Origin of the sequence: Roseicyclus amphidinii (assembly GCF_030163755.1) — a bacterium.
Taxonomy (GTDB): Bacteria; Pseudomonadota; Alphaproteobacteria; order Rhodobacterales; family Rhodobacteraceae; genus Roseicyclus; species Roseicyclus amphidinii.
In genome coordinates, this window is the sequence record NZ_JASJOE010000029.1 from 25,892 (window position 1) to 43,982 (window position 18,091).

The window sequence follows — 18,091 nt, forward strand, 5'->3', positions numbered from 1 at the left end:
CCTCCTCCGGGCCTAGCCGAGATCGCCTCCGCCCACCGGCAGGGTCACGCCGGTGATGTAGGAGGCGTCGTCCGACGCCAGGAACAGGATCGGGCCTGCCTGCTCGTCGAGCGTTCCGTATCGTTTCATCAGCGACGACTGGATCGTCTGGTCGACGATGGTGCGATACCAATCCTCGCGCTGTTCCTCTGCCGCGTTGGGGTTGCGCGGCGTGACGCGCGGGGGCGCCTCGGTTCCGCCCGGCGCGGTGGCCACGACGCGGATGCCGCGTTCGGCCACTTCCCAGGCGAGCGACGCGGTGATCGCGTTCACCCCGCCCTTGGCCGCCGCATAGGGCACGCGGTTCAGGCCGCGGGTGGCGATGGACGAGACGTTGACGATCACGCCCTGTTCGCGCGGCAGCATGTGGTCGAGTGCCGCCCTGCAGCAGTAGAGCGTCGGGAAGAGCGAGCGGCGCAGCTCGGCCTCGATCTGCTGCGGCTCGTACTGCTCATAGGGCTTGGCCCAGATCGTGCCGCCGACGTTGTTGACCAAAATGTCGATCCGGCCCCAGTGGCGCACCGCCTCGGCCATGGCCGCTTCGCAGCCCTCCCATGTTTCCAGATCGGCGGCAAAGGCATGGGCCACGCCCCCCTCGGCGCGGATCGCCGCGACCACCTCGTCGCGGTGCTCCGAGCGGTCGACGACCAGCACGGCCGCGCCCTCGGCGGCGGCGCGCTCGGCGACGCGGCGGCCGATGCCTTGGGCGGCACCGGTCACGACCATCACCTTGTCGGCGAAGCGCGTCATGCCGCCGCCGCCTCGGCTTCGGTGGGGTTGAACTTCTCGTAGAAGAAGTTGGCGGGCTCGATCCCCAGCGTTCCGAAATGGGCGCGCACGGCATCGACCATCGGCGGCGGGCCGCAGAGGTAGACATCGACATCGCCGCCCTTCAGATCCTCGGCGGTCAGATGGTCGGTGACGAAGCCCTTCTTGGGGTGGTCATCCTCGGGCGCGCCAAGGATCGTGATGACCTCGACCCCGCCGATGCGGTCGGCCAAGGCCTGCACGCGGTCCAGCTCCACCAGGTCAGCGGCGCGGGTGACGGCGTAGTAAAGCGTCACGGGATGGTCGCTGCCTTGCTCGGCCAGTTGCTCCAGCATCGACAGGAAGGGGGCAAGGCCCGTCCCACCCGCCAGCCACAGCTGGGGCCGCGTGACGGGGCGCAGGTAGAAGGCCCCCATCGGGCCGGTCAGCGTGACCGCATTGCCGGGTGCCGCGCGCTCGGACAGGTAGCCGCTCATCACGCCGCCGGGCAGGTTGCGGATGAGGAAGCTCGCCTCGTCGCTGCCGGGGGCGGAGGAGAAGGAATAGGACCGGTGCGCGCACGTGCCGGGCACGGTGACGTTGACGTATTGGCCGGGCAGAAAGCCCAAGGGCCGCGCCAGTTTCACCCGCAGGCCGAAGGACGTGTCCGACAGGCGGTCCACCCCCAGAACCTCGCCCGCCACCGCCTCGGGCGCGGTCTTGCAGACGGCGGAGGAGGCGGGAACCCGCACCACGCAATCGCTTTGCGGGACCATCTGGCAGGTCAGGACGTAGCCCTCGGCGGCCTCCTCGTCGGACATCGACTCGTCCATGTAGAATTCCAGCTCGTAGTCGCCCTTTTCGGCGAAGCACTTGCAGGTGCCGCAGACCCCGTCGCGGCAATCCATCGGCAGGTTGATCTTTTGCCGGAACGCGGCGTCGCTCACCTTTTCATCATCGTCACAGGTGATGACGCGGGTCACGCCATCCTCGAAGTTGAGCGCGATGGTGTAGCTGGTCATTTGGCAAATTCCTCCCTTGGCCGCGCGGCCCCTCCTCGGGCACACGCGGCGCGGTCAGCCCCGGCAAACGGGGATCAGATGTGGTAGACGTCGATCACGTGATGGATGCGGTCGTTCTTCAGCACCACCTTCTTGTCGGTGATGAGCGGGCGCCCCTCGGACGTGTCGATGGTGTAGAAGGACGTGCCCCAATGCTGGTCCGTCTCGCCGTAGCGGTAGGAGAGCGTCAGCCAGTTGAAGCGCAGCCGGATCGTGGTGCCGTCCCGCTCCAGAACCTCGATGTTCGAGAGGTTGTGGTTCGTCCGCGGCTCGGGCAGCGAGGTGGCCGAGGACCGGTCGGTCTTGATGCGGAAGACGCGGTCCTCGATCCCCTGCCGGTTGGGGTAATACATCAGCGACATCTCGTTCGCCGGGTCTTCGGTCAGCTGGTCCTCGTCATCCCAGGCGGGCATCCAGAAGGGGCAATCCTGGTGGTAGAAGGCCAGCCATGTGTCCCAGTCGCGGTCGTCGAGCGCGCGGGCCTCGGCGTGCAGGAAGGCCTGGATCTCGTCGAAGGACAGATCGGCACGGATGGGGGTGGTGATGGTCATGGTCTGATCCTCCTTCATTCCGCCGCGACGGCGGCGGCAAGGCTGCGTTCGCGGGCGATGGCCTCCGCCATGCGCTCGGTCCACTGGCCGTGCTGGATGACGAAAAGGCCCTCGTCCTCGGTGCGCGCGCCCGACAGGATCGGGTTGACGCCAAGGGCTTTCGCGTCCTCGTCGGGGCCTTCGATCCACTGGGTCGCGCCGCGGGTCAGGTCGTTCCACTTGGCATGCGCCGCGCCGGCATAGCCCCGCTGGGTGGCGCGGAATTCCTCGGTGTCGTCGGGCGTCGCCATGCCCGACGCGTTGAAGAAATCCTCGTACTGGCGGATGCGCCGCGTGCGGGCCTCCTGCGGTTCGCCCTTGGGGGCGATGCAGTAGATCGTCACCTCGGTCTGATCCACGCTGATCGGGCGGAACACCCGGATCTGGCTGGAAAACTGGTCCATCAGGAAGACGTTGGGATACAGGCAGAGGTTGCGCAGGACGCCCACCATCCAGTCGGCCTTGGTCTTCCCGTGCGTCTCGGCCCATTCGGCAAGGCGCGGATAATTCGGGCGGTTGGTCGGGTCGGCCCATTGCGTCCAGAGCAGAAGGTGCCCGTTCTCGTAGGAATGGAACCCGCCGCGCTGCTTGGACCATTTCGAGGCATCGGTCGCCTTGATCTGGTCCTCCTTGCCGTCCTCGGTCCGGTGGGCGGTGGTGGCGACGTAGTTCCAGTGGACCGACGACACGTGATAGCCGTCCGCGCCATTCTCGGCCTGAAGCTTCCAGTTGCCGTCATAGGTGTAGGTGGACGATCCGCGCAGAACCTCCAGCCCCTCGTCGGCCTGGTCCACGATCATGTCGATCATGTGCCGCGCCTCGCCGAGGTAGTCCTCGAGCGGCTGCACATCGGCGTTGAGCGAGCCGAACAGGAACCCGCGGTAGTTCTCGAAGCGCGCCACCTTGGTCAGGTCATGGCTGCCGTCCTTGTTGAACTGCTCGGGATAGCCCGCGCCATTGGCGTCCTTCACCTTCAGGAGCTTGCCGGTGTTGGAGAAGGTCCAGCCGTGGAAGGGGCAGGTGAAGGTCTTCTGGTTGCGCCGCTTGAACCGGCACAGCTGCGCACCGCGGTGCGAGCAGGCATTGACCAGCGCGTTCAGCTTGCCGTCCTTGTCGCGGGTGATGACCACCGGCGTGCGGCCCATGTGCAGCGTGAAGTAATCGCCGGGGTTCGGGATCTGGCTTTCATGGGCCATGTAGATCCAGTTGCCCTCGAAGATGTGCTTCATCTCCAGCTCGAACAGCTCGGGGTCGGTGAACATGTCCCGGCGGGCACGGAAGATGCCGTTTTCGGGATCGTCCTGCACCATGCCGCTGACGCGGGTGGCAAGATCGTCGAGAGAGCTTTGGGTGAACATGGCGGGTCTCCTCCTTGCGTGTCCGGTGTCCGGGCTATGCGCCCGCTGCCGCAACGCGGGTGGTGCGGTCGCGGCGGTAAAACTCGATCTTGTCGGGGTCGAGCGTGGCCCCGATGCCGGGGCCCTGCGGCACCTCGACATGGAAATCGCGGTAGATGATGGGCTGGGCCAGGATGTCGGCCGTCAGCAGGAGCGGGCCGAACAGCTCGGTGCCCCAGTCCAGCCGCTCGACCGTTGAAAAGAGCTGCAGCGCGGCTGCCGTGCTGAGGCCGGTTTCAAGCATCGTGCCGCCGTAAAGGCCAAGCCCCGCCGCCTGCCCGATCGCCACGACCTCGGCCGCGCGCTTCAGGCCACCCGATTGCGCGATCTTGACGGCGAAGACATCGGCGGCCCCGCGGGTGGCCACGGCAAGCGCATCCTCGGGGCCGTTCAGCGCCTCGTCGGCCATCACGGCGATCTCGTGGGCGCGGGTCAGCTCGGCCATGGCGTTGAGATAGCGGGCGGCGACGGGCTGCTCGACCAGCTCGCACCCGGCATCCTGCAGCGCGGGCAGACCGCGGCGGGCATCGGCCAGGGTCCAGGTCTGGTTCACGTCCACGCGGATGCTGGCGGCATCGCCGAGCGCCGCCTTGATCCGGGCGACATGGGCCACGTCCTCGGCGACAGTGCGCTTGCCGATCTTCAGCTTGAAGATGTCGTGCCGGCCCGCGGCGATCATCGCCTCGGCCTCGGCGATGTCGGTGTCGGAAGAGCCCGAGGCCAGCGTCCAGGCCACCGGCAGGCGGGCATGGACGGCACCGCCGAACAGTTGCGCGACCGAAACACCTAGCCGCTTGCCCAGCCCGTCCCAGAGCGCGATTTCAACGGCGGTCTTGGCGATGCGGTTGCCGCGCGCGACATGGTCCATCAGCTGGATCGCGCCGTTCACGTCATCGGCGGCGCGGCCCGTCAGGGCAGGCGCAAGATAGGTGTCGATGGCCGAGCGGATGCTTTCGGGGCTTTCGGGGCCATAGCTCAGGCCGCCGATGGTGGTGCCTTCGCCCAGGCCCTCGGAGCCGTCGGAAAACCGGATGCGCACCAGAACCGCGGTCTGGGTCCGCATCGTCGCCATCGACAGGACATGCCCACGGATCGTGGGGATATCGAGGATGAGGGTGTCGATACGGTCGATGGTGGTCACTTGGGTCACCGTTCTTGGCGTTGCGTTGAGCCGGACCATGCTTGCGGGGGGTGCGATCTGTCGATGATGCGCCGGGTCTTGGGCGATACCCTCGGGCGACATGCGCCGCAGACCCCCGGCGGAGCCTGCGGCGCGGGCGGTCATTCCGCCGCCATCCGCAGGGAGTGGGGGCGCGCGGGCGCAAGGGCGGGGTCGGCGCTGACGGCCTCGGCCAGCATCTCGGCGGTGGCCGCCGACAGCGTCCAGCCCAGGTGCCCGTGCCCGGTGTTGTAGAAGACGCGCGGGCGGCGGCCCGGTCCGACCTTGGGCATCATGTCGGGCATCATGGGGCGCAGGCCGGCCCAGGGGATCGCATGTTCGGTGCTGACGCCCGGAAAGAACCGCTCGCACCATGTGACCAGCGGGCGGATGCGGTCATCGCGGATGTCGAGGTTGGTGCCGTTGAACTCCGCCGTGCCCGCGATGCGGAACCGGTCGCGGCCCAGGCGGCTGGTCACGATCTTGGCCTCGTCATCGAGCAGGCTGACCCAGGGCGCGGCCTGCTGGCTCGCCGGATCGTCAAGGCGGACGGTGATCGAGTAGCCCTTGACCGGATAGACATTCACCCGGTCACCCAGCATGGCGGCGAAGCGGCGGCTTTCGACGCCGGCACAGATCACCACGGCATCGAACTGCTCGACCTGCCGGTCATCGCCGCAGGCCCATGTCACGCGCACCCCGTCGGGGCCATGGGCCAGCGCCTCGATCTCGGTGCCGAAGCGCAGCTCGGCCCCCTCGCCCGCGATGCCCTGGGCAAGGCCCATGGTGTAGCGGTGGATGTCGCCGGTGAAATCGCTCTCCGTGTAATAGCCGCCGAGGAAATCGCCCGTGATCGCGGGCTCGATCGCCCGGATCTCCTCGGGCGTCACGGCGCGGCGCGCCAGCCCCGCCTCGGCCAGTAGCGCGGTGACACGGCCCGCGTGGTCGAACTCGGCCCGGTCGGTGTAGATATGCAGGATGCCACGATCCTCGGCGTCGAAGCCGAAGCCGTAGCGCGCGGCCTTCTCGCGCAGCAGCCCGCGTGCGGCAATCGCCATGCGGGCCGTTGCGATGGTGTTCTCCCGATAGCGGGGAATGGCGGCGACGAATTCGGCCATCCAGCTGTACTTGTGCCAGCTGGGCGTCGGGTTGACCAACAGCGGCGCGCCGCGCGTCAGCATCCAGCGCATGCCCTTGAAGACGGTCGCCCAGCGGTTCCACGTCTCGGCATTCGAGGCCGAAAGCTGCCCGCCATTGGCAAAGGACGTCTGCATCGCCGCGTAGCGGTTGCGGTCGAAAAGCGTGACGTCATGGCCCCGGTCCATCAGGCTCGAGGCAGTGGAGACGCCGGTGATGCCGGCGCCGATAACGGCTATCTTGGTCATGTGAACCTCCCGCGACCAAAGGGTTTCATGCCCGCCTTTCGGCGGGTCGGTCCCCTCTGTTGCGGGTGTTCTCGGGCCCGCTTCAGATCGCCCTGCGCGTCCCGGTCCTTTTGCCTGAGAGGTTCCGGGGGGTTGCTCCTTCGGCGCCGATCATGTCGGCCTCTCGCGGGACGGCTGGTATGGCGGGTGTGGTCTAGCGGAATTAAATTCTCAAATCAAGATTATCTTGATATGAGAATTATTCCTCCGACAGGCGATCTCGGTATTCGTCCGAACTGACCCAGGCGGCCAGACGCTCCAGCACCGCGTTCAGCGCATCGAGCTCGGGCCGCGACAGGGGCTCGGTCAGGATCGCCTCCAACAGGTCCGACACGCCGCGCGCGATGCGGCGGACCTCCTGCCCCTTTTGGGTGGTGTGCAGCTCGAAGACGCGGGCGTCATCGGGCGCGTTCCTGCGTTCGATCAGCCCAGCGCCGATCAGCGACTGGATCAGGCGCGAGGTCAGGCTGCGTTCGAATCCCGTCACGCGCGCAATGTCCCGAAAGCTGGTGCCGGGCGTGTCGTCGATCAGCCGCAGCACGCGCAATTCGCGGATGCTGCACCCGGTCTCGCGCAGGAAAATCTGGTCGTTCGCCGCGATGGCCTGATCCGCGACGATGTTGAGCTTGTAGGTAAGTCGCTCGTTCCGAAAGGTTTTCTGACCACTCATCCTGCCCCACCCCGCGCTGCACATGCTTTCGGTATCGCCCGATACCTTGGGCATCATCGCCGCCTTGATCTCAGCATGCAACAGTCTCATGACGTTATTCTCAAACTGCAACCATCGCAACGCCGAAACCGACCCGCACGGAGGAGCGCCGGCAAGGCCGCGATGAGGGCCACACCCAAGGGAGATCCAACCATGACCCGCACGCTTTACCGCAGCACCGCGCTTGCCACGGCGCTTGCGCTGATGACGGGTGCCGCAAGCGCCCAGACCCTGACGATGTCGTCCTGGGTGCCGCCGACCCATTTCCTGCACACCGATTTCTTCGTGCCCTTCGCCGAACAGATCGCCGAGGTGACCGAGGGCCGCGTGACCGTCACGATCCTGCCCGCGCCGCTGGGTGGCCCGGCGCAGCACTGGGAACTGGCGCGCACGGGCGTGGCGGACATCACCTGGGGCAATTTCACCTATGAACCCGAGCGTTTCGTCTCGATGTGGTTCGCGGAATTCCCCAACGCCGGCACGGATGCCGAGGCGCAGAGCGTCGCGCTCTGGCGGACCTACGAGGCGCACCTGGCGGATCTCCCGGTCTTCGACGGGGTCGAGATGCTGGCCGTGGGCCTGTTCGGCGGCGGCCAGCTGCACCATGGCAGCGCGCCGATGCTGACGCCCGCCGATATCGCCGGGCAGAAATTCCGCATGGGCGGCCCGATCCAGGAGCGGCTCCTGACCGAACTGGGCGCGGTGCCTGTCGCGGCGCCGGCCACGCGCGCCTACGAGATGCTGGAAAGCGGCGTGATCGACGGCTCGCTGCACACGATGGAATCGGTCGTGAACTTCCGCCTCGAGGAGGCGCTGACCCACCATACGATCTTCCCCGAAGGCTTCTACGACGCCGCCTTTTTCGTGGTGATGAACTCCGCCCGCTGGGACAGCATCGCCCCCGCCGACCAGGCCGCCATCGAGGCCATCGCGGGCGAGGCGCTCTCGGCCACCTGGGGTCGCCAGTTCGACGCCCAGAACCCCGCCGCGGCCGAGGCGCTGGCCGCCGCCGGTCACACCATCTCCGAGGCCTCGCCCGAGCTGATCGGCGCCGTCGCCACGATCCGCGACGCGATGGTCGCCGACTGGGTCGTCGCCGCGCGCGAAGCGGGCCTTGCCGACCCCGAGTCCGCGATGGGCTTCTACATGGAGACCTACGAGGCGCAGGCCGCCGAATAAGGCGTCCGGTGCATCGGGGCGGGGGCTGCCCCCGTCCCGTTTTCGGGGAGGATACCCAAATGCTTTCAATCGCCTGGGCGCTGCGGCGCACGGTCGAGACGGTCATGGCCATCGTCCTGATGTCCATGGTCGCGCTGACCTTTGCCGATGTGATCGGTCGCCGCCTCTTCGGCGCGCCGATCTACGGCGCACATGACATCACCGAGCACCTGATGGCGCTGGTCGTCTTCAGCGGTCTGCCGCTGGTGACGGTGGCGGGCGCGCATCTGACCGTGGACCTGTTCGACCGGCTGATCGGACAGGCCTGGATGGGGTGGTGGCGGGCGCTGACCGCCGTGCTGGTGGTCGGCACACTGTGCCTTCTGGCGTGGCTCTTCGTGCGCCACGGCCTGAACGCCGCCCGCATCTCGGAAGTCAGCCAGGCGCTGCGCATTCCGCGCGAGCCGCTTTACCTGTTCATCGGGGCGAGTTTCGCCCTTTCCGCCGTTGCGGCCGCCGCCATCGCCCTGACGGGCCCGATGGTCGACGCGGACGACACCCACGAGGAGGATCCGCTGTGATCGTCGGTGCCCTGTCCATGCTGGCCGCCATCGGGCTGGCCTTTCTGCGCGTTCCCCTCGGCTTTGCGCTTCTGGCCGTCTCCGTCGCGGGGATCGGGCTGGCGGTGAACTGGAACGTCGCCTTGCAGCTCTTGCCCTTCACCATCTCGGATGCGGTGCTCAACTACGACCTGGCGGTCGTGCCGATGTTCATCCTGATGGGCAACATCATCGCCAAGACCGGCATCGCGCAGGACCTGTTCCGCGCCGCCCATGCCTTCGTCGGCCATGTGCGCGGGGGCCTCGCGCTCTCGACGATGATGTCCTGCGCGGGGTTCTCGGCCGTGTGCGGCTCGAGCTACGCCACGGCGGCCACCATGGCCAAGGTCGCCTATCCCAGCATGAAGCACTACGGCTATTCGCAGTCGCTGGCGGCGGGCACCATCGCGGCGGGCGGCACGCTGGGCATCCTGATCCCGCCGTCGATCATCATGGTCATATACGGCATCCTGACCCAGACCAATATCGGCGACCTCTTCGTCGCGGGCGTGGTGCCGGGGTTGATCGGGCTTGCGCTCTACCTCGCCGCGATCCGGCTCATCGCCGCGCGCTCTCCGTCCGAGGCCCCGAAGGGCGCGGCAAGCAGCTGGGCGGATCGCTGGCGCGCGCTGGCAGGCGTATGGCCCTTCGTGCTGATCTTCGGGCTGATCATCGGGGGGCTTTACGCCAAGCTTTTCACCCCGACCGAGGCCGCCGGAATGGGCGCGGGCCTTGCGCTGGTCGTGGCGGGCTTCAGCGGGAGGATGTCATGGCGGATGCTGCGCCGGGTCATCGTGGACACGGCCTATACCTCGATCTCGCTCTACACGGTGCTGTTCGGTGCGCTGATGCTGTCCAAGCTGCTCACCCTCTCGGGCCTTGCCGCGGGCGTTCTCGGGCTGATCGAGGCGACCGGGCTGGAAGGGATGTGGCTGATCCTCGCCATTCTCGCCGTCTTCCTCGTGCTGGGCTGCGTCATGGACTCGATGGCGATCATCCTGATCTTCGTCCCCCTGTTCGCGCCCATCGTGGTGGCACAGGGCTTTGACCTCGTGTGGTTCGGGATCCTGGTCATCGTGGTCACGGAAATCGCGCTGATCACGCCGCCCGTGGGGATGAATGTCTTTGTCCTGAAGGCGGTGCTGCCGGATGTCCCCGTCGCACGCATCTTTCGGGGGCTCGTGCCCTTCGTGGGGGTCGACCTTGTGCGGCTCGTGCTCCTGCTGGCCTTTCCGGCCCTGACGCTCTGGCTGGGAACGACCGTGGCCTGAACCGCGCCCGCCCCGACCACGGGGCGGGTGTTTTCGCAAGGCCCCGCCTCTGCGGAGGCCCGGCCTGCCGCCGCCCCTCCGCCTCTCTCATCCGCGCCCCCGCGCCCGTGACCCGCACCGCTCGAGCCGGACTGTCCGGCGGCGCGGTCCCGGCCGGACGGGCCGTCACCCGGCGTGCAAGGCGGCGTGCGACCCTTTTCGCCAAGCCCATGGGCAGGCCCGAAACCGTCGCAAATCCCGAGGGATGCGTGAACCGAACCGCAGGGAGCGTGGTGCGGGTGAAGGGACTCGAACCCCCACGCCTCGCGGCGCCAGAACCTAAATCTGGTGCGTCTACCAGTTCCGCCACACCCGCATGCGCCGGGGTTTAGCAAAGCTCACCCGCCGGGGCGAGAGGCAAAAGCGGCGGCTTTACCGGATCGAAACCCGGCCCGGCGCAGGCTGACGGCATGACCGCCTGCCCCGATGCCACACCCCCACCTTTCCCGGCCCGACGTGCCGGATTTTTCTGTGCAAGCCGATTCGAACAGGCTACGATTCGGTCACAAGCAAAAAACGGTGCAAAGCGCCGAGAACCGAGCAGGTTTCGACATGACCGACATGACCCCTATCGCAGCGGCGCTGCGCGTGGAGGACGTGGCACTGGCCGAAGGCACACATGCCCTCGCGCCCTGCAGCCTTGTCCTGACACTCGACGGCGCATTGCCGGCCGAGCATCTCTACCCCGGCGACAGGATCATCACCCGCCACGGCGCACGCACGCTGATGGCCGCCGACCGGGTCCTCCTGCCCGCGGGCACCCCGATCGTGATGGTGACGCGCAATGCCTTCGGCGGCCGCCCGGACCGTGACATGTGGCTGCCCGCCGCGCAGCGCATCCTGATCCGTGACTGGCGCGCCAAGGCGCTCTACGGGCAGGCGCAGGCCTGCGTTCCCGCGGGGCAGCTGGCCGATGGCGATTACGTCCGCCTGTCCACCCTCGAGCAGGACGAGAGCTGTGTCGCGCTGCGCTTCGGCAGGCCCGAGGTGCTCTATGCCGACGGGCTGGAACTGGCCTCGGCCGATCCGCTGCGGGTGCCCGCGTAACGCCCGAGACGCTCCGCGGCGCCCGGTCGCGCCACGATGACAGGCGTCGTCATGCGCCGAGGCCGCGCAGGACATGCGGCAGCCGTTCGGGCAGATCCTCGGCGATCAGGCCGGGACCGTAGCGCCGCGCGGCCTCGACATGGAGCCAGGCCGCGGCCCCTGTCGCCGCCATGGCGGGCAGGCCTCGCGCCATCAGCCCGGCGATGATCCCGGCCAGCACATCCCCCGCGCCCGCGGTCGCAAGCCAGGGCACCGCGCGCGGACCGGTCGCCGCGTGAACGCGGCAGTCGCCCGAGGGGTCGGCGATGACCGTGTCCCGCCCCTTGAGCAGCACGACACACCCGGCCCGGTCCGCCGCCGCCCGCACCGCATCGGCCCGCGAAAAGGCCGGACCGCTCACCGCCGCGGCCCCCAGGCGCGCCGCGAGGTCGGGAAAGAGCCGCCCGAATTCGCCGTCATGCGGCGTCAGGACGACGCCCGGATGCAGCCCCCGGAACAGCGCATCGGGCGCATCGGCGAAGGCCGTCAGCGCATCGGCATCGAGCACCGTCGCACGCCGCGCGGCAAGCGCCGCGGGCACAAGCGCGCGCGCCTGCGCCAGCCCGAGCCCTGGACCAAGGCACAACGCGGTCAGCCGCGCATCCTCGAGCATGGCGGCAAGATCCGCCTCGCCCGCGACCTCGCGCAGCATGATCGCGGTCAGCTGCGCCGCGCATTCGGCCATCGCCTCGGGCGGGGCGGCCACGGTGACAAGCCCCGCCCCGATCCTGAGCGCGGCCCGTGCCGCAAGCCGCGCGGCCCCCGAGCGCCCGCGCCCCCCGGACAGGACCAGCGCGTGACCGTGGTCGAACTTGTGCCCGCCCTGTTTGCGCAGGACCGACGCGTCGGGCGCATCGACCAGCGACAGCGCGCCGTCAGCTGCGTGCGTGCGCAGTCCGATGTCGCATACAATCACACGGCCGCACAGGTCGGGGCCGGGGCCGAGCAGGTGGCCGGGTTTCGCCGCATGGAAGGTGACCGTCAGATCGGCGCGAAAGGCCGGTCCGCGCCCGGCCTTGTCCGTCAGGATGCGACCTGAGTCGGCGCACAGGCCCGAGGGCACATCGACGGCGACGCGCCGCCAATCGAGATAGGCGGCACCGTCAAACGGCATCAGCGCCCCCTGCGCCAGATCCGGCCCGATCCCGCGCGAAAGACCGATGCCGAAGAGGGCGTCCACGATCAGCCCGGTGCCGCCCGCAAGCTCGGGGCGCGCCGACATCGGCAAGGGCTTGACCGCCCCCATCGCGGCCCAGCGGGCATGGTTGGTGGCGGCATCCGGCGGCAGGCGGGCGGGATCGCCAAGCAAGAACACCTCGAGCTCCCACCCCAGCGCCTTCAGCCGCCGCGCCACCACGAACCCGTCACCGCCGTTGTTGCCCGGACCGCACAGCACGATCGCCCTGTGCGGGGTCGCCGCCAGCTCCGGCCAGTGCGCCAGGACCGCATCGACGACGCCCTGCCCCGCGCGCTCCATCAGGTCGAGGCCGCTCACCTGCCCGCTGGCGATGGCATCGCGCTCGATCCCGCGCATTTCGGCGGCTGTCGGAAGGCCGGTCATCGCGCCGGAGCCGTCGATTTCACGAGTGATGCATTTTTGGGCACTATGCTCAATTCCTGATCGGCCATCGGGATTCGCCCGCCCCGCGGCGGCTATCCCGACGCTACCGCATGGACGCCCCCCGCCGAAAGTGATGTCACGGGGTCCGAGAACTGGCGAGGAGGCACAGGCCCGAGATGAAGAAGATCGAAGCGATCATCAAACCCTTCAAGCTCGACGAGGTGAAGGAAGCCCTGCAGGAGATCGGCATCCAGGGCCTGAGCGTCACCGAGGTCAAGGGCTTCGGCCGCCAGAAGGGCCATACCGAGCTCTACCGGGGCGCGGAATATGTCGTGGATTTCCTGCCCAAGGTGAAGATCGAGGTGGTGCTGGCCGACGACATGGCCGAGGCCGCCATCGAGGCGATCATCGACGCCGCCAAGACCGACAAGATCGGCGACGGCAAGATCTTCGTCTCCGACATCAGCCAGGCGATCCGCATCCGCACCGGGGAATCGGGCGAAGACGCGCTCTGAGCGCGGCATCCATCACACGGGCCACGCGCTGCGCGCGGCACGGACCACAGGACCACTACGTCAAGGGAAGGTCACGATGAGCAAAGAATCATTCCTGAAACTTATGAAGGACGAAGGCGCGGAATACGTCGACATCCGCTTCACCGATCCGCGCGGCAAGCTGCAGCACGTTACGGTGATGGCGGACCTCGTCGACGAGGATTTCCTTGACGAAGGCTTCATGTTCGACGGCTCCTCGATCGCGGGCTGGAAGGGCATCGAGGCATCGGACATGAAGCTGATGCCCGACACCGACAGCGCCTATGTCGATCCGTTCTACGCGGAAAAGACGATCTGCGTTCACTGCACCGTGGTCGAGCCCGACACCGGCGAGCCCTACAACCGCGACCCGCGCGGCACCGCGCTGCTGGCCGAGGCCTACCTGAAATCCTCGGGCATCGGTGACGTGTTCTACTGCGGCCCCGAGGCGGAATTCTTCGTCTTCGACGACGTCCGCTATGCCGTGAGCATGAACAAGGTCGCCTTCGAGGTCGACGCGGTCGACGGTGCCTGGAACACCGACACCGAGTACGAGATGGGCAACATGGGCCACCGCCCGGGCATCAAGGGCGGCTACTTCCCCGTGAACCCGATCGACCCCGGCCAGGACCTGCGCTCGGAAATGCTCTCCACGATGAAGCGGATGGGCATGAAGGTCGACAAGCACCACCACGAGGTCGCGTCGAACCAGCACGAGCTGGGCTTGATCTTCGACAGCCTGACCAAGCAGGCCGACGAACTGCAGAAGTACAAGTACGTCATTCACAACGTGGCGCATGCCTACGGCAAGTCGGCGACCTTCATGCCCAAGCCGATGGCCGGCGACAACGGCACCGGCATGCACGTCAACATGTCGATCTGGAAGGACGGCAAGCCGCTGTTCGCGGGCGACAAGTATGCCGACCTGTCGGACGAGGCGCTGTATTTCATCGGCGGCATCCTGAAGCATGCCAAGACGCTGAACGCCTTCACCAACCCGTCGACGAACTCCTACAAGCGCCTGATCCCCGGCTTCGAAGCCCCGGTTCTGCGCGCCTACTCGGCCCGGAACCGCTCGGGCTGCGTGCGTATCCCGTGGACGGAAAGCCCCAAGGCCAAGCGCGTCGAGGCCCGCTTCCCCGACCCGTCGGCGAACCCCTACCTGTGCTTTGCCGCGCTGCTGATGGCCGGCCTCGACGGCATCCAGAACAAGATCCACCCCGGCGATCCGTCGGACAAGGATCTCTACGACCTGCCGCCCGAGGAACTGGCCGGCATCCCGACCGTCTGCGCAAGCCTGCGCGAGGCGCTGGAGAGCCTGGAAGCCGATCACGACTTCCTGCTCAAGGGCGACGTGTTCACCAAGGACCAGATCGAGGGCTACATGGCGCTCAAGTGGGACGAGGTCTATGCCTTCGAGCACACGCCGCACCCGGTCGAATACAAGATGTACTACAGCTGCTGATCGCCGCTGCAAGGAACGGGAAACGGGCGCCTTCGGGTGCCCGTTTTTCGTTGTGATCCGCTTTTTCGTTGAGATCCGCGAGCCTGAGAACCGCCCGATACGGCGGGTGCCCCTCAGAACCGCCCGATACGGCGGGCGAGCTTGAGCGCCTGTTTGCTGCGCTGCGCGCTTTGGCGGGCCTGCGCCTGCTGCTCGGGCGTGGCATCCGCCCGACCGCGGGTCGCCCGCGCGATACCGGCGTCCACGCCGCGGCCGATCAATCGCCCGATGACGCGGCGGATCAGCATGTTCAGAATTCGGTCCATGTCTCTGCCCCGGAATTGCCCCCGGCCTTCACCGGGGGACGCCTTGCCGTCACGGTGGGATATACCACGATCGTGGCGAAAATCAGGAGCGTCTCAAAGATCGTCTTCGCCGGTGCCCGGTTCGTCGTCGGGCAGCTGCGCCTCGGCGTCGTCCTCGAACATGTCGCCCGTATCCTCGTCGCGCGGCAACTCGGCCTCGCCCCCCTCGGGCGGGCGGCTTTCCAGAAGGCCCGCCTCGCGCAACTCTTTCAGACCCGGCAAGTCGCGGGCGCTTTCCAGGCCGAAATGGTCGAGGAAGCTTTGCGTCACCACGTAGGTGACAGGCCGCCCCGGCGTCATGCGACGGCGCCCGAAGCGGACCCATTCCAACTCGATCAGCTGATCGACGGTGCCGCGCGAGACCGAGACTCCGCGGATCTCCTCGATCTCGGCGCGGGTGACGGGCTGGTGATAGGCGATGATCGCCAAGGTCTCGATCGCGGCGCGACTGAGCTTGCGGGTCTCGACCGTCTCGCGCGCCATGAGAAACCCGAGGTCGGCGGCGGTGCGGATCGCCCAGGCATCGCCCACGCGGGCGACGGTCACGCCGCGCCCCTCGTAGCGTTTGCGCAGAAGCTGCAGCGCCTCGGCCGGGTCACAGCCATGGGGCATCCGCGCCTCCATCTCGGCCAGCGTCAAGGGGGCGGCGGCGGCAAACAGCATCGCTTCGACCATGCGCTCCTGCTCGGGGAGCGGGGGGGCGCGAAACAGGCTTTTCTCCCTGCCGTCAGGCTGTTGGGCGGTGTCGTTCATCTAGTCGTCCCTGCGGCGCAGCTGGATCGGCGCGAAAGTCTCGGACTGCCGGATGCGGACCTTGCCCGCCTTGGCCAGTTCCAGCGCCGCCGCGAAACTGGCCGCGGTGGCCGAGCGGCGGCGCTTGGGGTCCATCGTCCAGCCCTCCGGCAGGTAGCTGATCAGGTCGGTCCACTCGCCCGCGTAGCCGATCATGCCGCGCATGCGGTCCAGCGCCTCTTCCATGGTCAGGATCGCCTCGCGGTCCAGCACGAAGGGGCGGAACTCGTCGCGGGTGCGGATGCGGGCATAGGCCTGCATCAGGTCCAGAAGCCCCGCGGTCCAGGTGACGCGGCGGGCGGTGGTCATTTCCTGAACTTCGCCGCGCGCGAAACGGTCCTGCCCCAGCCGGTCGCGCGCCATCAGCTTGGCCGCGCAATCGCGCATCGCCGCAAGGCGCTCGAGCTGGAAGGCGAGATAGGCGGCCATCTCCTCGCCGCTTGGCCCCTCTTCGGTTGGGTCGGGCGGCAGCAGCAGACGGGATTTCAGGAAGGCGAGCCAGGCCGCCATGACGAGGTAATCGGCGGCCAGCTCGATGCGCAGCGTGCGCGCCTCTTCGATGAAGGCGAGATATTGCTCGGTCAGTTGCAGGATGGACACCTTGCGCAGGTCCACCTTCTGCGAGCGCGACAGCGTCAAGAGCAGATCGAGCGGCCCCTCGAACCCGTCCACGTCGACGATCAGCGCCTCGGCCGCGCGGCGCGTGGCGACGGCGTCCCATTCGGCATCCGTGTCGTTGGCGGCGATGGGCCGGTCAGCCATAAACCTCTCCGTCCAGAAGGTCGGCAAGGTCGGCCTCGGCGACCTCGATGTCAAGCGGCTCGGGGCTTTGGCGGGCGGCCAGCGCGCGGTCGCAGCGGATGAGCGAGGCACCGTCGAGCGCGCCCGCCTCGGCGACGACCAGCTCCATCTCGGCACGCTCGCCGTTGCAATGCAGGATCAGGTCGCAGCCTGCCGCCCGCGCCCGCGCGGCGCGCTGGCCGATGGGGCCGGGAAGCGCGCCCATCGACAGGTCGTCGGTCATCAATGCACCGTCGAAGCCGATCTCGCCCCGGATCATGGCGATCAGGCCGGGCGAGAAGGTGGCGGGCAGCTCGTCTTCCACCGCCTCGTAGACGATATGCGCGGTCATCCCCAGCGGCAGGTGGGCCAGCGGCTTGAAGGCGGCGAAATCGACGGCCTGCAACTCCGCCAAGGGCGCGGTGACGCGCGGCAGGGTCAGGTGGCTGTCCACTTCGCCCAGCCCGTAGCCCGGCAGGTGCTTGAGCACCGGCAGCACGCCGCCCGCCATCAGCCCCGAGGCCACGGCGCGGCCCGCGCCGATCACCGTGTCGGGCTCGGTGCCGTAGAGGCGGTTCTTCAGGATCGGATGCGTCGTCTCGCGGGCGACATCGGCCAGCGGCATGCAGTTCACGTCGATCCCCACCGCGCGCAGCTCATGCGCGATCAGCCGCGCGCGCAGGTGCATGGCGCGCGCCGCGCGGCCGGGGCCGGCCTGCGCCATCTGGTCGAGCGCGGGGCGCCACTGCCGCCAATGCGGCGGGCGCATGCGCTGGACGCGCCCCCCCTCCTGGTCGATCAGGATCGGCGCGTCCCGCCCCACCGCGGCCCGCAGGTCCGAGGTCAGCGCCAGAAGCTGCGTCGGATCGGCGATGTTGCGTGCAAACAGGATGAAGCCCCAGGGCTGCGCCGCCGCGAAAAAGCGCGCTTCGTCGGGGGACAGGTGCGGGCCCTCGCAGCCGAGGATCGTGGCCGAGAGGGGGGCCATGGTCTCAGCGCACGGTCACGGGGATGCAGGGCGCGTTCTGCGCCATGAGCGCCGCGCAGAACCGGCGCGAGGCGGCGAGATCGTCGAAGCCATGGGCACGCAGCCGGTAGAACGCCGCCCCGCCCGAGCTTGCCTCCTGGATCACGCGGGCGCGGCCGTCGAAGAAATCGGGGAAGCGTGCGGTGAGCCGCTCCCATTCCGACCGGGCGATCTCGGGCGTGTCGAAGGCACCCAGCTGCACGAGGCGCGTGCCCTCGGGCAGGCCTGCGGCGTCGATCTCGCGCACGTTTTGCGGCGCGGCCTCGGCGGCCGGGGCAGCGGCCCGCACGCGGGTGACGATCTCGGCCGG

19 protein-coding genes, 1 tRNA gene and 1 riboswitch are annotated in these 18,091 nt (G+C 68.2%); of the genes, 6 read left to right on the forward strand and 14 right to left on the reverse strand.

What is annotated here, in order from left to right; genetic code table 11:
• Window positions 1–12: 12 nt before the first annotated feature.
• The 7 genes from benD to QQK83_RS11160 all read right to left on the reverse strand — a co-directional run bounded on the left by benD (window position 13) and on the right by QQK83_RS11160 (window position 7,177).
• The gene (gene benD, locus QQK83_RS11130) at window positions 13–789 is read right to left on the reverse strand and encodes a benzoate diol dehydrogenase BenD (RefSeq protein WP_284264275.1); all 777 of its coding nucleotides are present in this window, start codon (window positions 787–789) and stop codon (window positions 13–15) included.
• Window positions 786–1,808, reverse strand: a complete 1,023-nt coding sequence (gene benC / locus QQK83_RS11135; protein WP_284264277.1) for a benzoate 1,2-dioxygenase electron transfer component BenC — start codon at window positions 1,806–1,808, stop codon at window positions 786–788. The genes benD and benC overlap by 4 nt, the downstream gene beginning before the upstream one ends.
• A gap of 74 nt (window positions 1,809–1,882) precedes the next feature.
• The gene (benB, locus tag QQK83_RS11140) at window positions 1,883–2,398 is read right to left on the reverse strand and encodes a benzoate 1,2-dioxygenase small subunit (RefSeq protein WP_284264279.1); all 516 of its coding nucleotides are present in this window, start codon (window positions 2,396–2,398) and stop codon (window positions 1,883–1,885) included.
• 14 nt (window positions 2,399–2,412) lie between these two features.
• Window positions 2,413–3,795: a benzoate 1,2-dioxygenase large subunit gene (gene benA / locus QQK83_RS11145; RefSeq protein WP_284264281.1), complete on the reverse strand. Its 1,383-nt coding sequence runs from the start codon at window positions 3,793–3,795 to the stop codon at window positions 2,413–2,415.
• A gap of 34 nt (window positions 3,796–3,829) precedes the next feature.
• Entirely contained in the window at window positions 3,830–4,975 is a 1,146-nt protein-coding gene (locus tag QQK83_RS11150; RefSeq protein WP_284264282.1) for a muconate cycloisomerase family protein, read from the reverse strand.
• Window positions 4,976–5,115: 140 nt separating this feature from the next.
• A complete protein-coding gene (locus QQK83_RS11155; protein WP_284264283.1) occupies window positions 5,116–6,378 on the reverse strand; it encodes a D-amino acid dehydrogenase in 1,263 nt (420 codons plus the stop codon).
• Window positions 6,379–6,470: 92 nt separating this feature from the next.
• A riboswitch (glycine riboswitch) is annotated at window positions 6,471–6,556 on the reverse strand.
• Between the two features lie 60 nt (window positions 6,557–6,616).
• Window positions 6,617–7,177, reverse strand: coding sequence for a MarR family winged helix-turn-helix transcriptional regulator (locus QQK83_RS11160; RefSeq protein WP_284264284.1), 561 nt, complete (start codon window positions 7,175–7,177; stop codon window positions 6,617–6,619).
• Between the two features lie 102 nt (window positions 7,178–7,279).
• Between QQK83_RS11160 and QQK83_RS11165 the strand changes: the two genes are divergently transcribed.
• The 3 genes from QQK83_RS11165 to QQK83_RS11175 are packed head-to-tail and all read left to right on the forward strand — an operon-like array spanning window position 7,280 to window position 10,154.
• A complete protein-coding gene (locus tag QQK83_RS11165) occupies window positions 7,280–8,305 on the forward strand; it encodes a TRAP transporter substrate-binding protein (RefSeq protein ID WP_284264285.1) in 1,026 nt (341 codons plus the stop codon).
• Window positions 8,306–8,364: 59 nt separating this feature from the next.
• On the forward strand, window positions 8,365–8,865 hold the full coding sequence (locus tag QQK83_RS11170) for a TRAP transporter small permease (protein WP_284264286.1): 501 nt from the start codon (window positions 8,365–8,367) through the stop codon (window positions 8,863–8,865).
• Window positions 8,862–10,154, forward strand: a complete 1,293-nt coding sequence (locus QQK83_RS11175; RefSeq protein ID WP_284264287.1) for a TRAP transporter large permease — start codon at window positions 8,862–8,864, stop codon at window positions 10,152–10,154. The genes QQK83_RS11170 and QQK83_RS11175 overlap by 4 nt, the downstream gene beginning before the upstream one ends.
• Window positions 10,155–10,424: 270 nt before the next feature.
• Here QQK83_RS11175 and QQK83_RS11180 read toward each other — a convergent pair.
• Window positions 10,425–10,509, reverse strand: a tRNA-Leu gene (locus QQK83_RS11180).
• Window positions 10,510–10,745: 236 nt separating this feature from the next.
• Between QQK83_RS11180 and QQK83_RS11185 the strand changes: the two genes are divergently transcribed.
• The gene (locus QQK83_RS11185; protein WP_284264288.1) at window positions 10,746–11,240 is read left to right on the forward strand and encodes a Hint domain-containing protein; all 495 of its coding nucleotides are present in this window, start codon (window positions 10,746–10,748) and stop codon (window positions 11,238–11,240) included.
• Window positions 11,241–11,289: 49 nt separating this feature from the next.
• On the opposite strand, the gene QQK83_RS11190 is transcribed toward QQK83_RS11185, so the two are convergent.
• Window positions 11,290–12,840, reverse strand: coding sequence for an NAD(P)H-hydrate dehydratase (locus tag QQK83_RS11190; RefSeq protein ID WP_284264289.1), 1,551 nt, complete (start codon window positions 12,838–12,840; stop codon window positions 11,290–11,292).
• A 176-nt stretch (window positions 12,841–13,016) separates the two neighbouring features.
• Between QQK83_RS11190 and QQK83_RS11195 the strand changes: the two genes are divergently transcribed.
• Entirely contained in the window at window positions 13,017–13,355 is a 339-nt protein-coding gene (locus QQK83_RS11195; protein WP_284264290.1) for a P-II family nitrogen regulator, read from the forward strand.
• A 76-nt stretch (window positions 13,356–13,431) separates the two neighbouring features.
• On the forward strand, window positions 13,432–14,838 hold the full coding sequence (glnA, locus tag QQK83_RS11200) for a type I glutamate--ammonia ligase (RefSeq protein ID WP_284264291.1): 1,407 nt from the start codon (window positions 13,432–13,434) through the stop codon (window positions 14,836–14,838).
• 113 nt (window positions 14,839–14,951) lie between these two features.
• Here glnA and QQK83_RS11205 read toward each other — a convergent pair whose 3' ends face one another.
• From QQK83_RS11205 to QQK83_RS11225, 5 genes are all read right to left on the reverse strand, one after another.
• On the reverse strand, window positions 14,952–15,143 hold the full coding sequence (locus QQK83_RS11205) for a hypothetical protein (RefSeq protein ID WP_284264292.1): 192 nt from the start codon (window positions 15,141–15,143) through the stop codon (window positions 14,952–14,954).
• Window positions 15,144–15,236: 93 nt separating this feature from the next.
• Window positions 15,237–15,935 (reverse strand): SMC-Scp complex subunit ScpB, encoded by a 699-nt coding sequence (gene scpB, locus QQK83_RS11210; protein WP_284264293.1) that lies wholly within the window; start codon window positions 15,933–15,935, stop codon window positions 15,237–15,239.
• The gene (locus QQK83_RS11215; protein WP_284264294.1) at window positions 15,936–16,736 is read right to left on the reverse strand and encodes a segregation and condensation protein A; all 801 of its coding nucleotides are present in this window, start codon (window positions 16,734–16,736) and stop codon (window positions 15,936–15,938) included.
• Window positions 16,729–17,742: a glycoside hydrolase family 3 N-terminal domain-containing protein gene (locus tag QQK83_RS11220; protein WP_284264295.1), complete on the reverse strand. Its 1,014-nt coding sequence runs from the start codon at window positions 17,740–17,742 to the stop codon at window positions 16,729–16,731. The genes QQK83_RS11215 and QQK83_RS11220 overlap by 8 nt, the downstream gene beginning before the upstream one ends.
• A gap of 4 nt (window positions 17,743–17,746) precedes the next feature.
• Window positions 17,747–18,091: SPOR domain-containing protein (locus QQK83_RS11225; RefSeq protein ID WP_284264296.1), on the reverse strand; the 345-nt coding region annotated here is incomplete at its 5' end.